At 36.7% G+C, this 13,261-nt stretch carries 12 protein-coding genes and 1 rRNA gene; 7 read left to right on the top strand and 6 right to left on the bottom strand.

From position 1 onward, the window contains the following. Positions 1–126: 126 nt before the first annotated feature. Positions 127–238, top strand: a 5S ribosomal RNA gene (rrf, locus tag EV200_RS15265). A 659-nt stretch (positions 239–897) separates the two neighbouring features. Next, on the top strand, positions 898–2,214 hold the full coding sequence (locus EV200_RS15260) for a leucine-rich repeat-containing protein kinase family protein (RefSeq protein ID WP_132534098.1): 1,317 nt from the start codon (positions 898–900) through the stop codon (positions 2,212–2,214). Here the strand turns inward: EV200_RS15260 and rlmN are convergent. The 4 genes from rlmN to rluF form a co-directional block, all read right to left on the bottom strand. Further along, a complete protein-coding gene (rlmN, locus tag EV200_RS15255) occupies positions 2,211–3,263 on the bottom strand; it encodes a 23S rRNA (adenine(2503)-C(2))-methyltransferase RlmN (RefSeq protein ID WP_132534096.1) in 1,053 nt (350 codons plus the stop codon). The genes EV200_RS15260 and rlmN overlap by 4 nt on opposite strands. A gap of 1 nt (position 3,264) precedes the next feature. Then, a complete protein-coding gene (locus EV200_RS15250) occupies positions 3,265–3,546 on the bottom strand; it encodes a Txe/YoeB family addiction module toxin (RefSeq protein WP_132534094.1) in 282 nt (93 codons plus the stop codon). Then, entirely contained in the window at positions 3,528–3,770 is a 243-nt protein-coding gene (locus EV200_RS15245; RefSeq protein WP_132534092.1) for a DUF2683 family protein, read from the bottom strand. Before EV200_RS15245 ends, EV200_RS15250 begins: the two co-directional genes overlap by 19 nt. A gap of 114 nt (positions 3,771–3,884) precedes the next feature. Beyond that, complete coding sequence (gene rluF / locus EV200_RS15240) at positions 3,885–4,859, bottom strand: 23S rRNA pseudouridine(2604) synthase RluF (RefSeq protein ID WP_132534090.1); 975 nt, start codon at positions 4,857–4,859, stop codon at positions 3,885–3,887. A 400-nt stretch (positions 4,860–5,259) separates the two neighbouring features. Here rluF and EV200_RS15235 point away from each other — a divergent pair, with 400 nt between their 5' ends. After that, positions 5,260–5,538 carry a hypothetical protein gene (locus EV200_RS15235; protein WP_132534088.1) on the top strand — a complete coding sequence of 93 codons (279 nt, stop codon included), beginning with the start codon at positions 5,260–5,262 and terminating at the stop codon, positions 5,536–5,538. Here EV200_RS15235 and EV200_RS15230 read toward each other — a convergent pair. Then, a complete protein-coding gene (locus tag EV200_RS15230; RefSeq protein ID WP_132534086.1) occupies positions 5,504–5,902 on the bottom strand; it encodes a helix-turn-helix domain-containing protein in 399 nt (132 codons plus the stop codon). The genes EV200_RS15235 and EV200_RS15230 overlap by 35 nt on opposite strands. Positions 5,903–5,934: 32 nt before the next feature. Then, on the bottom strand, positions 5,935–6,495 hold the full coding sequence (locus EV200_RS15225) for a UpxY family transcription antiterminator (protein WP_132534084.1): 561 nt from the start codon (positions 6,493–6,495) through the stop codon (positions 5,935–5,937). Between the two features lie 410 nt (positions 6,496–6,905). Here EV200_RS15225 and EV200_RS15220 point away from each other — a divergent pair, with 410 nt between their 5' ends. Genes EV200_RS15220 through EV200_RS15205 form a run of 4 tightly spaced genes read left to right on the top strand, consistent with a single transcriptional unit; the run spans position 6,906 to position 13,215 of the window. Continuing rightward, a complete protein-coding gene (locus EV200_RS15220) occupies positions 6,906–7,640 on the top strand; it encodes a polysaccharide biosynthesis/export family protein (RefSeq protein WP_132534082.1) in 735 nt (244 codons plus the stop codon). Between the two features lie 3 nt (positions 7,641–7,643). Continuing rightward, entirely contained in the window at positions 7,644–10,004 is a 2,361-nt protein-coding gene (locus tag EV200_RS15215) for a GumC family protein (protein ID WP_132534080.1), read from the top strand. A gap of 38 nt (positions 10,005–10,042) precedes the next feature. Beyond that, positions 10,043–11,566, top strand: coding sequence for a lipopolysaccharide biosynthesis protein (locus EV200_RS15210; protein WP_132534077.1), 1,524 nt, complete (start codon positions 10,043–10,045; stop codon positions 11,564–11,566). A gap of 8 nt (positions 11,567–11,574) precedes the next feature. Further along, entirely contained in the window at positions 11,575–13,215 is a 1,641-nt protein-coding gene (locus EV200_RS15205; protein WP_132534075.1) for a hypothetical protein, read from the top strand. Positions 13,216–13,261 lie beyond the last annotated feature (46 nt).

Raw genomic sequence — 13,261 nt, 5'->3', positions numbered from 1 at the left:
GTTCTTCAAAACTTAACTTCTTTCAATAATATGTCATTTAAGCGGAAAGCTAAAAGACTAAAGACTAAAGCGAAATAGAGTAGCTTTAAGCTTTGAGTTTTATCCTTTCAGCTCAAATAAAAGTATTTAGGTGCCTATATCGGTGGTGTCCACCTCTTCCCATTCCGAACAGAGAAGTTAAGCCCACCAGAGCCGATGGTACTGCGGTAACACGTGGGAGAGTAGGTCGGTGCCAAATCTTAAAAGCCCAGGAGGCGTTTAACAAGAACCCTTGCAGTAACAACTGCAGGGGTTTCTTCGTTTAAAGAAAGACCAAAGACTAAAGCTGAAAGACTAAAGACCAAAGCGTCCTGCATGGTGTAGAATCTTTTATGGCGTAGTACCATTCCCCTCCACTGGAGAGGTGCCCGCAGGGCGGGGTGGTTATTAAAAGATGAGATACTGGATATTATTTATTCGGTTATTAACAGAGAGGTTTACATAGCCTGGAGATGCTTCGTACCTCAGCATGACAGTGACTGGGGGCAGGCTTTAAATATATGCACTAACTTGTCTCCAATAAACATGATGGAAACGGAAATCCTTTTGGTTAAACGGAAATTCTATTTCAAGATTCACCCAACAAAAAGATTGCAGTGTACAGCAGGATTGAGGCAGCCAAATGATCCGGCTTTTATTTCATAATGATTACAACATCTATATATAACGGCGATTAATAATATATGAGTTAAAGAAATGATAGATCATATATACAGTTATGAAAACACTAATGTAAACTTAATGTATTCGTAACTAAATAGTAAATTATTACCGTTATATGCTCAAGTAAGTCATATATGGGATTATCCTTATACTATATTACACTATAAATTTATCTTTGTACAAAACCTAAATATTGTGCAAACATTAGAGCAATTGAAACGTGGTGAACTGAATGGTTGTACTTCGTTAAAACTTTCAGCGGATATGGAGACCTTTCCTATGGAAATTTTAGATCTCGCTGATACCCTTGAATATCTTGATTTATCTGCTAACCGCTTATCTGAATTACCTTCTGATTTTAGTAAACTGCGAAAGCTTAAGGTTTTCTTTTGCTCTAATAATGAATTTACAGTTTATCCTGAAGTTCTTGGAGATTGTCCTTTACTAGATATTGTCGGCTTTAAGGCAAACCATATTGGTCAGATTTCTAATCATGCAATAGGGCAAAATTTGAGATGGTTAATCTTAACCAATAATATGATCTCTGCATTACCTGCCTCAATTGGTGATTGTCATCGGTTGGAGAAACTTATGCTTGCGGGCAATAAATTAACCGAGTTACCTAATGAATTACAGCATTGTAAAGCATTAGCACTGTTGAGGCTTTCTGCCAATAAAATTGAAATTTTACCTGACTGGTTACTATCCTTACCTAAACTATCTTGGCTGGCATTTTCTGGAAATCCTTGCAGTAGAATACCCAATTCAGAAATAGAAGCGCCATTGATTTCTTATGATAGTCTAGAAATTCAGGATAAGCTTGGTGAAGGAGCTTCAGGAACAATTTACCGTGCATCAAGGGATGGAATGCTGCAGGATGTAGCAGTGAAGGTATTTAAGGGTGATGTTACCAGTGATGGTTTTCCGGAGGATGAGATGAATTCCAGCATTGAAGCGGGTGACCATGATACTTTGGTGAAAATTATCGGTAAAACGGATGATCCGTATGAATCAAAAACCGGACTGGTAATGGAACTTATCCCAAAGCATTACATAAATCTTGGAAATCCGCCATCATTAAAAACATGTACGAGGGATGTATTTAACTCTGATATGCAACTTTCTGATTTGCAGATAATCAATATTCTAACTTCTATATCTTCAGTGGCTAATCATTTGCATCAAAAAGGTATTATGCATGGTGATTTGTATGCACACAATATGTTGATTGATGAGAGTGGAAAAACTTTATTCGGTGATTTCGGTGCTGCAACCAGGTATGATCGGGTTCATTTGGCTTTCTCAAATGAAATGGAAAGAATAGAAGTAAGTGCTTTTGGATATTTAGTAGACGATCTGTTATCATTATATGCGTCAAAAGATCAAGATACTTTTTATCATGCATTGAATGCATTAAAAGAATCTTGTCATTTAGCTGATGTGAGTAGTCGTCCGAATTTTGAACAGATTGAATCTATTTTAGCGGAGATAAAAAGTAAGAATTTAGTTTAACTTTCCTTTACTGCTAACTGACCACAGGCTGCATCTATATCTTTTCCACGGCTACGGCGGATATTGGTGGTGATACCTTGTGACTTTAGATAACTTGCAAAGGCATCAATTTTATCACCCTCCGCATTGGTAAAATCAGCGAAAGAAATAGGATTGTATTCAATCAGATTTACTTTACATGGAATGTGCTTGCAAAATTTAGCCAGATCCATTGCATCTGAAATTTCATCATTGAAATGATTGAAAACAATGTATTCATAGGTTACGGGGTTTTTGGTTTTTGCAAAATAATATTTTAAGGCCTCGGCGAGTGACTTTAATGAGTTTGCTTCGTTAATAGGCATGATTTCATTTCGCTTTTTATCATCTGCTGCATGTAAAGAAAGAGCAAGATTAAATTTAACACCATCATCGCCTAATTTTTTAATCATTTTGGCAATGCCGGCAGTTGAAACGGTAATGCGCTTGTAACTCATATTTAAACCATCAGGTGCGGTAATGCGTTCGATAGATTTTAATACGTTGGCGTAATTTAACAATGGTTCGCCCATGCCCATATACACAATATTGGTTAAGGGGTTATTGTAATTTTGTTTAGCCTGTTTATCAATCAATACAACCTGATCATAAATTTCATCAGCATTTAAATTCCTTTTCCGATCCATATAGCCTGTTGCGCAGAATTTACAGGTTAGGCTGCAACCTACCTGAGAACTTACGCAAGCTGTCATACGGTCTTCCAACGGAATTAGAACTCCTTCCACAATATTACCATCAGCTAAGCGGAAGGTATTTTTAATGGTATGATCGCTACTAAATTGTGAATTGTTAACCTGAACAGCGTTTATGGCGAAGTTTTCATCCAAAGATTTGCGTAAATCTTTAGAAAGATTACTCATTTCATCGAAATTGATCGCCGATTTCTCCCATAGCCACTGATAAATCTGCTTTGCCCTAAAAGCAGGTTGTTGCATAGCCACTAAGTGCTGTTGCAATTGTGCTAAATCGAGTGAGCGGATATCTATCTTTTTTGCTGTTTTTTCTAACATTTTATTTATCACTGTAATGACCCATAGCGGAAATTATGAAAACGGTAACGATGTCTTCTTCCACTTTGTAAATCATTCTGTCTTTTTGATTTATTTTTCTTGACCAAAATTTTGACAAACTATATTTTAAAGCTTCAGGGCTTCCAATTCCGGAATAGGGAGTGGATTTTAGTTCTTCGAAGATTTGATTTATTCTTTTAATTGATGCCTTATCGCCAGATTTAAAATGAAGCTTAATCTGTTTTTCAGCTATTCTTTCTAAAACTATTGAATATTGTCCCACAGCGATTTAGTTGGGTCTAAAGTTTTGAAATTGCCTTTTTTTATAGATTCTTCAGCTTTTTCAATAGCCTCTACCATTTCAATTCCGTAAAGGTTAACTGTCTTTTCTCGTTCAGTTAATTCTGCCTTTTGCTCTTTTTGAAAAGGAACTTTCAAAGCCTTGGCTATTGCTTTTAAGGCAGCCAATTGCTCTTTGGTTTCAGGGTGCATAATTAATGTTTCCATATTTAAACTTTATTCGTGGCAAACGATTAATGCAAAGGTACTTAAAAAGCACTTAAGCTGAAAGGCGAAAGCAGAAAGCAAATTGTTGTGATTCAGAATTTTACAATTAACAAGCTATCTTCCTCTAGTTCTGGTATTTGATTTTCCTGCAGGTTTACCTTTTGCTGGTCTGGAATTTTTGCCAGCTGAACTGTTTTTATTGGTGGGTTTTGATGATGAATTTGAGCCAGTCTTTTTTGCTCCTCCTGATTTTGCGAAAGGCTTTGTTGATTTAAATTTTTTAGATTGATCCTGTTTTGACTCAGAAACCTCTTCATAAGCATTCAATTTCTTTTTAATTGAACTTTTTGTTTTGGGGCCAGCTTCTGACGATGATTTTTCGACGCTTTTCATTATTCCAGCCATTTCCTCTTCAGTTAGTTCTCTGAATTCTCCGGTAGGAATGCCTTTAAGGTTAATGTTCATAATCCGCGTCCGTTCTAATTTGGTCACTTCATATCCAAAATGTTCGCACATTCTTCTGATCTGACGGTTTAATCCCTGAATTAAAATAATATTGAAGACGAATGTACTCACCTGCCTAACCTTACACTTACGGGTATTAACACCCAGAATGGGAACACCGTTACTCATTTCAAAAATGAAATCATCGGTAATTGGTTTATTAACGGTGACTACATATTCTTTTTCATGTTTATTGCCGGCCCTCAAAATCTTGTTAACCAGGTCGCCGTTATTGGTTAAGAAAATCAACCCTGAGGAATCTTTATCTAAGCGGCCAATGGGAAAAATACGTTCACTATGGTTGATATAATCCACGATGTTATCACGAACGTTTGATTCGGTGGTACTGGTTACTCCGGTTGGTTTATTAAAGGCCAGAAGGATGAAACTGCTTTCTTCTTTAGGCTCAATGTTGTGCCCATTTACCATCACCTTATCTCCGGCGAAAACCTGATCGCCTATTTTAGCCCGCTTACCATTGATGAAAACATTGCCCTTTTCGATAAACCGATCTGCCTCCCGGCGGGAGCATAATCCACTTTCGCTGATGAATTTATTTAATCTGGTGGCAGGGTTATTAATCATACTGCAATTTTACGGAAATAATCCCTTTTCTAAACCATATCCATTTAATGTAGCATGAAAACTTTATTTTCTGGATTAGGCTTTATACTGATTATAAGGTGAGCTTAACAAGAAACTATGGTCAGGTGCTCAAATTTTCACACATTATGGTATTTATTCGTATAAAAGAATCCAACAATGTGGACTAGAAATACGGATAATTGTTTTATTTTTGATCAGTCAATTACGGCAATCAGATTAATTCATTTAATCAAACATGAATTAAATACGAGCATTCAAACTATTCATTTTCATTGGTTCGAAGTATTATATAATGAAAAAACGTAACTTAAGTGATCAAACGTATTTCATTACAAATTCTAAGAATATTAATTACATCAAAACCATAATTTAAAATTCTATGCCCGCTGAAATACCTGTTACATCTTCTTTATTTAAGGTAAAAGAAATTACATATACTTTCAATGCTCAAGAGTACGTGAGTTTCTTAAATCATTGTGAAGACTTTATGTCTGTAGAAAAAGAAAACTTTGAAGTGGTACTCGATTCTATTTCGGAGCGTTTAATTAACTGTGCTGATGCCAATACACCAATAGGTGAAATCAGGCCTCAAATCAAGCTGCTAAAAGAACTTGGTTTTTTCCTTAAAAATATAGTAAGTATTGAAGCGACAGAGTAAACAGTACGATACCTTTATTCTTGATGCAGAATTGTAAAAGCTCATTATATTTCTCCAGCAGATCAATATATTTATCTTTCCAGTTAGCATCCTCTAAACCAGAAGGATTTTCTGCAGATTCGGTATAGTGAATTGTACTTTTGCCGATAGTTTCTCCTTTAACAAATAATGAAGGAAATTCTGATGAGAAATCATGATTTAAAACAGATCCTATTCGGAAGATAATTTCAGGTTTAAGGTGTCTTTGATTAAACCAATTGTATACAGATCGGCGGTTAACCTTAATAATTCTGGCTAATTCTGCTATGCTATATCCATTTCTTCTGATAATTCTTTCTACTGTCTGGCCGTGATGAAGTTCCATATTAATTAATAAACTGGGATTTGGTGTTCGATTTAAGGATTAGATAAAATTGTTTTGGCTGAAGGAATGATGATATTTGAAATATCCACGCGAACCTTTGCCACCAGGGCACAATCAAGTTGATTCAGTATTAGCAATACCGTTTTTTCTTGAACTTCCAGAATTTCTGCCTGCGTACCCGCCTTAAAACCCTTATTAATCAGAACCTGATCTCCAATAGTTAATTGCCTGCTGCTAATCGTTTCTATATCCTGATATTTGGAAAGGATATCATTGATCCTACTGATATCTTCATCTGGCATTATGGCTGGCTTACCACCAAAATTCACATAATTTAAAATGCCTGATATAGTTAGTACCTTCTGCTCTTCTGTAGGGTTTACATAAACAAATAAGTATGAAGGGAAAAGTGGTTTTTCAATTACTTTAAATCGATCTGCCCATTTGCTTCTGGTGGTGATAACCGGACAGAAACTGTGCAATCCGCACTGACTGAGTAATTCATGTGCTTTTTTCTCATAATTGGATCGTGTGTATACCACTTTCCATTTTCTTTTTCTCGCCTGGTGAAGCGAGATGGTTGCTAAATTCATAATTATTAGGAATGACAATGTAAAATAACCGAAAATCTGTGGTTAATGTCGTATAAAGATTACATATGTATATCATAATGTGAACTTATGTAAACTCATTACTTTGATAATTAGTTCTTTATACTCTTTTTATGTTTAAATGATAGTTTATTTGTGATTTTGCACAGCTTAGGTTTCCAGAAGTAAACACAATTTCTCTTTTGTGCAATATTTTGATCGTGCAAAGTTTCCAAAACACCACGTTCTGCTAACCATCTAATCAGAAAAGTTTTTATAGAATTAAATAGCACTTACTTTCGCAGAAGCTTTTTGAATGCGATTCACAAATTTTCTGAGCATTCAATTTCGTCGAAAAGGATCACTGTAAGTGAAATGGCGAAGCTATACCCCCCAGTGTAATTTACTATATTATGAAAAACAAAATTTTATTGCTTTATGCCATAACGGCTATGCTGTTGTTTTCGGCATGTAATGCTTACAAGAATGTGCCTTATTTCCAGGATCTGGATAAGAGCAAGCAAAGTTCGGAAGACATTAAAAACTTTAGTCCGCTGACTATTCAAAAATCTGATATCCTAGGGATTACCGTTAGTAGCCTAAATCCAAAAGCCTACAGCGATTCTAGTGCAAGGCTTTCTGGCTATCTGGTAGATCAACATGGTGAAATCAGGTTGCCGCTTATTGGTAAAATTCCTGCGGAAGGTTTAACCACTGGAGTTCTGGCAGATCAAATACAAGAGAAATTGAGAACCTATTTAAGGGAACCTGCTGTAACTGTAAGAATGCTCAACTTTAAAGTATCAGTAATGGGAGATGTTTTAAAACCGGATGTATATAAGATTTTAAGTGAACGTGTAACCGTTACGGAAGCATTAACAATGGCTGGTGATTTAAACATCACGGCTAAAAGAAAAAATATTCTGCTCATCAGGGAAGTTGATGGTAAAAGAGAATTTATTCCAATAGATATTACCTCTGCAAAGCTTTTCACTTCGCCATATTATTATCTAAAGAATAACGATGTTCTTTATGTACAACCAGACAAAACCAAATATGCATCAGTAGACGGAGGTTACCGGACAGTTAGTCTGGTACTTTCGGCACTGTCTATCGTTGCAATCGTTCTTTCGAATTCATTAAGATAAGCCATGAAAAATAACAATGAACAATTTATTTACACTCCATTTGTAGAACAGGCGGAGGTAAGGCAAAATAAAATATCAGGTGTGGTGAACAATTTACTTTATCACTGGCCATTGGTGATATTGAGTTTAATCATTGCTATCGTACTTGCATTTGTTTACATCAGCTCAACCAATGTAGTTTATAATGTAAAAGCAAAAATTTCGATTAATGATAATAAAAATAAGGAAACAAATGTAAAGGAAGTAGCTATGGAACAGCTATCGCTCTCTACCGGTAGTAAACTGGTTGAAAGTGAAGTGGAAATTATTAAGTCTCGCCCTTTAATTAGAAACGTAGTCGACTCCTTACAACTTTGGGTTAATTACAGTATTAAACAAAGGCTTAAAACAGTTGATATTTATACTTCTTCGCCATTCCGTTTGCAATTGATTAAGCCGAAAACATCGCAGTTCACGCAGAATTTTGAAGTGGAAATTATCGATGGGAAAAGGTTTCGGATTACCCATAATGATGAAGAAATCAATGGTAATTTCGGCACACCTGTGAAAACAAGTTTTGGAAACTTTACTTTACTGGCAACCGATAAGTTAAAAAACTATCAGGGTGAAACCGTTAAGGTAGACCTGGTGCCGTTAGAAACAGCTGTTACGGCCTATCAGGAAAAAATATCAACCAGTTTCAATAAAACAGCTCCAATGGTGGAGCTCAATATCGAAGACCAAGTACCATTGAGGGGAATCAGAACCTTAAATACCTTAATTAGCGTATACAAAAGTTCCAACATTCAAAATAAAAACAAAGAAACCCTAACCACTTTAAAATTTATTGATGACCGGTTAGCGTCTTTACGTGGTGAATTATCACAAGCGGAGAAAACGGTTGAAGGTTATAAAAGTAGTGTAGGATTAACTGATATTTCTTCTAAAAGTCAGTATTATTTAGATAATGCACAATCGAACGATGGAAAACTTGGCGTTGTAAGTGTTCAGTTAAATATCATCAACGGCATTGAGCGTTATGTAAATTCTGAAAAGAATGCTTCGAGTCCACCGGCAACCATAGGGATAGAAGACCCTGGTTTGGTAGCCTTAGTAGGTAAATTAAGTGCTTTGCTATTGGAAAAAGATCAGTTGTTGGCTACGGCTCCAGAAAGTAACCCGATATTTTATCCGCTGAATTCTCAGATTAAAAGTACCAAATCGGCAATAAAAAGTTCTATTAGTAATATTAAAGCATCTCTTGTATCTACCGATCGGGAATTGAGGAAGATTAGTTCTGGTTTTGAAAGTTCAATTAAGGATATTCCGGTACAGGAAAGACAATATGTGAGTTTTAAACGCCAGATGGACATTAAGCAAGGGCTTTACATTTATCTTTTACAAAAAAGAGAAGAGGTAGCGCTGAGTTATGCATCAACGCTTAAAGATGCACGGATTGTAGAAAATGCCTATGCTGGAAAACCAGAATCAAAGAAAAAGGGACCTTTAACCGTAGCCATTTTGCTGGGTATGATTTTTCCTGTAGGATTATTGTCATTCAGGAAAAACCTAAGAAACAGAATTTTAACAGTTAATGATATTCAGCTAGGCACATCGGTACCGGTTATTGCCGAATTGATCCATGAAAGTGGTAAAAATGAACTGGTGATGTTAAAGAAAGGGGCGTTTGCCATCACCGAGCAAATTCGTAACCTCCGAACCAATATTTTACAACAAACCAGTGCTTCCAGTAACCAGGTAATCTTATTTGGTTCGAGTGTAGCTGGCGAAGGAAAAAGTTTTGTAGCCAGCAATTTTGCGCTTTCATTGGCGGCAACTGGTAAGAAAACCATTATTCTTGAATTGGATTTGCGTAAACCGAGGATTGCAAAAATATTTCGGGCTAAAAATTCAACTCTAGGATTGAGTAGCTTTTTAGAAGGTAAAACGGATTTGAATGCCATTATTGAGCCTTCTGTTTTTAATGAGAATCTATCCATCATTAGTGCAGGGCCAATTCCAATGCATCCATCTGAATTATTGGAGGATGACCGAATGGCAGATTTAATTCTGCAGTTGAGGGCAGAGTACGATCATATTATTATCGATTCGCCACCTATGCACCTGGTAACTGATGGGTTAATTCTTTCACAGTTTTCAGATGTTTGTTTATATATGGTGAGGCATAATCACACCGCGAAATCAGAACTCAATTTTATTGAAAAATTGTATCAGGAAGAAAAGGTGAGAAATATGTTCATCGTTTTTAACGGCATCTATATGGATAGCAGATACGGTTACGCACTGGATTATGGTTACTATAGCGAGAAAAGCAATAAGAATTTGGTTTCAGGCGCTTTTACAGATCTGGCATTAAGATTTTAACCGTTCTTCCATTCGATTTTAAATTATAAGCATTTTTCATGTCGGCTTCAAAAAGAATCCTTTCCGGAACCATCGCTTCCTGGGTACAAATTGCGGTGGCTATGCTGGCACAAATATTACTGGTGCCTTTGTATTTAAGTTACTGGGATGCATCAACCTATGGATTATGGCTTGCTGTATTATCTTTTTCAAGCTTACTCAGTGCCTTTGATTTAGGTTTTCAGGAATATATGGCCTATGAGTTTTTGAAGCTGGGCAGTCGTGTTCCAAAGAAGATAAGCAAATTGCTTTCTTCGGGCATGATGGTGGCTTTAATTTTAGGCTTGATTCAAATTGTAGTGGTATTGCTGATTTATTGGCTGGATATTCTGCCTATGATTTTTAAAGATCTGGGTTCAGCATTGAAGGCAAAAGCTATACAAGCATTTTATATCCTGTTTATTCAGTCCATCATCTGGCTGCTTTGCAATACTGTTGGTGGTTTATTAAACCGGATTATGGCCACGTTCGGCTACTACCCCCGGATGGCTTGGTGGAGTGTGCTAACCAATACGGTTTTGCTGATATCTCCAGCCATATCAGTCGTTTTTGGTGCAGATCTTTTAACAGCTGGAATTGTAATGGCCATTGCCAAAGTTGCTTTTGACATACCTGTTTGGTTTGATATGTTAAGGTTATTAAAGAAACACCATGTGAAAGTGATTGCACCATCTTTTGAATTAGGATGGACCAGTTTTCGTAAGTCTACCAATCTTTCTGTAACGGGGTTTTTAGAAAATGTTCGTCAGCAAGGCGCAAGGCTAATTATGTCGCCTATCATGGGTGCCGCTGGTATTGCGGTATTTTCTACCATCAGAACAGGATCCAATGTAGCCTTGCAAGGTTTGAGAACAATTATTAATCCACTGATGCCTGAATTGATGAATTTCCTGCATAAACGTGATCAGGAAAAAACGGAGGTTGCATTCAGTACGCTTTGGTTAGTTACCATTGCCTTTATTGCACCCTGTTTACTGGTGGTACAAACTTTTATCCCGGTGATTTATAACGCCTGGACACGTGGAAAGTTAAGCTTTGATCCCTGGTTATTTGCCTTATTATCGCTGGGCGTATTGGTTTATGCGCTATCTCAACCCAGTATTGCTGTGGTAAAGGGAAATAATTTGTTGAAGCCGCAATTGATGATCTCTATTATGAGTGCGGTTATCGCCGTGGTGGGCATCTTAATCCTCGTTCCTGTTTTAGGAATTAAAGGTGCTGGTATGGCCCTGCTGCTATCAGAAATTGCAGCATCAGTGGCTTTTACAAAAATTGCTGAAAAGTGGTTGAGAAATGCGGGTTTGGAATGGCCTCATCAGGGTTTTAATGTCGCCATGTTATCGGTAGCATTTACCAGTGTTGGTGTAGTAATGATGATCATTTTACCACATTATGAACATTTAATTCTCACTGTAGCATTGTTGCTACTGGCTGTTAACCTCTATCGTTACTGGCTAACGCTACCGCAATTAGCTGTAATTAAAGCGAAAGCCATTTTAAATGTCTTCGGAAATAAAAATTAAATCATATCATGAATATTTCGGCATATCAAAAAGATAAAACCTATCCAAATAGGAAAACCATACCATTGGTAAAAGTGATGGTGGGCTCTATATTTTTGGGGCAAGCCAAATTCTATTCGAGGGTAATCCTGCTTATTGCATTGTTTTTTCAGTGCTATTTCTTCTGGACTACCGATAACATTATTGCAATCGCTAATATTGCGATTGTTTGGTTAGTGGTCACAGAGTTTATCATTACTGATGATATGATCAGGAAATATCCACTGTCATTATTTATTGTAATTGGCTTTGCCTCCACACAGTTCTATTTTCCACTTTTGTTTACCTCACTGGAATTTAAACCAGTGGTTTATAATTTGGAGAAACCACAGGATGTTTTTTTTCATGCGAGTTTAGTCTTAATAGTGCTGTTTATTGCACATTATATTTACCGCTTATTTCCCTTGCAAAGGGATCGCGAATCTTCTATTTTAAAACGACTCGGTTTTTTTGAAACCCCACAAAATCTACAGTTATGGATTATGGGTTTAATCGGGTTCTTAGCCAACATTTATGTCTTGGTGTTCAATCAATCTTTAGCTACAGAAATTAGTGGTGATGCTTCAGGCAAAGCAATTCAGGCACTTTTCCCTTTTGCCTATGCACCTTACTTTATTCCTTTTAAAAGTCTGTTTGGAGGGGTAGGAAAGGTTAAGAAATCTACCATTTATCTTTTGATTGCTTTTACGATTATGCTTTTTATCGTCAGTATTGCAAGAAATAGTCGTGGTGTTTTTATGATTGGCTTTACCTCTATTGGTTTTGCTTACTTTTTAGGTTTACTCATCGGTATTTTTCGTATTCCTAAAGTGAATTATAAAATAGTGCTTCTGGCTGTTTTCGGAATCTGGTTTGTTAATGGCCCCCTTGGTAATTTAGGAACAGCGATGTTGTTGGTTCGTTCAGAACGTTCAGATCTTAGTAAAAAAGAACTGATTGAAAAAACCTGGGTTGCGATGAAAGACGACCGGGCCATTGCGTTGCGTCGGCTGGAAGATAGGCAGTATGAAAGTGATTGGGATGAGCGTTATTTAGACAATGCTTTTGCTTCCCGTTTTGCCACTGTAAAATATAGTGATGCCAGCCTAGTTCAGGCAGAAAAGGTAGGGATAAATAACCCACAAATGCGATCACATACCATTAACTACGTTTGGGGTGCACTTCCTGATCCTGTACTCCGGGTGATTAAACCAGAAATAGATAAAGAAAGTTTATATGCCCAATCTTTTGGAGATTACATTTATAATTTGGCTGGAGCAGGTAATTCTACCTTTGGCGGTTACCGGTTAGGAAATATGTCTGGCACTGGAATGGCTGCCTTTGGGTATTGGTACCTGGTTATTCTTGGCTTAGTAATGATTCCGGTATTTTTGCTCTTTGATAAATTTATCATCAGAGGCTCTTTAAAATACAGGCTTAATGGCAAAGTAGAACAGAATATCATTTTCAGTGTTTGCGGTTTACTGGCACTTACCTCTATCTTTCAGTACTTACCTACAGAAAGTGTTGCCGGGCCTTTTACTTTCCTCATCAGGGGATATATCCAAAGCCTGTTTTTATATTTTATCATGTTTAAGTTTTCTGGTTTATTCGTTAAATCCAGCAAATAATCTGATTGGTTTTTTGTTGAAACCATCTTTAAATTCTAATCGCAGG

Source organism: Pedobacter psychrotolerans (genome assembly GCF_004340665.1).
Lineage (GTDB): Bacteria > Bacteroidota > Bacteroidia > Sphingobacteriales > Sphingobacteriaceae > Pedobacter > Pedobacter psychrotolerans.
Note: the sequence above shows the minus strand (reverse complement) of the source record. Positions and strands in the feature narration are given on the sequence as shown.

Excerpts from the sequence above, each read along its gene's own strand:
- EV200_RS15205 (WP_132534075.1), top strand. The coding sequence starts at position 11,575 with ATGAATATTTCGGCATATCAAAAAGATAAAACCTATCCAAATAGGAAA.
- rlmN (WP_132534096.1), bottom strand. The coding sequence starts at position 3,263 with ATGTTAGAAAAAACAGCAAAAAAGATAGATATCCGCTCACTCGATTTA.
- EV200_RS15210 (WP_132534077.1), top strand. The coding sequence starts at position 10,043 with ATGTCGGCTTCAAAAAGAATCCTTTCCGGAACCATCGCTTCCTGGGTA.
- EV200_RS15225 (WP_132534084.1), bottom strand. The coding sequence starts at position 6,495 with ATGAATTTAGCAACCATCTCGCTTCACCAGGCGAGAAAAAGAAAATGG.
- EV200_RS15245 (WP_132534092.1), bottom strand. The coding sequence starts at position 3,770 with ATGGAAACATTAATTATGCACCCTGAAACCAAAGAGCAATTGGCTGCC.
- EV200_RS15235 (WP_132534088.1), top strand. The coding sequence starts at position 5,260 with ATGCCCGCTGAAATACCTGTTACATCTTCTTTATTTAAGGTAAAAGAA.
- EV200_RS15230 (WP_132534086.1), bottom strand. The coding sequence starts at position 5,902 with ATGGAACTTCATCACGGCCAGACAGTAGAAAGAATTATCAGAAGAAAT.
- EV200_RS15215 (WP_132534080.1), top strand. The coding sequence starts at position 7,644 with ATGAAAAATAACAATGAACAATTTATTTACACTCCATTTGTAGAACAG.
- EV200_RS15220 (WP_132534082.1), top strand. The coding sequence starts at position 6,906 with ATGAAAAACAAAATTTTATTGCTTTATGCCATAACGGCTATGCTGTTG.
- rluF (WP_132534090.1), bottom strand. The coding sequence starts at position 4,859 with ATGATTAATAACCCTGCCACCAGATTAAATAAATTCATCAGCGAAAGT.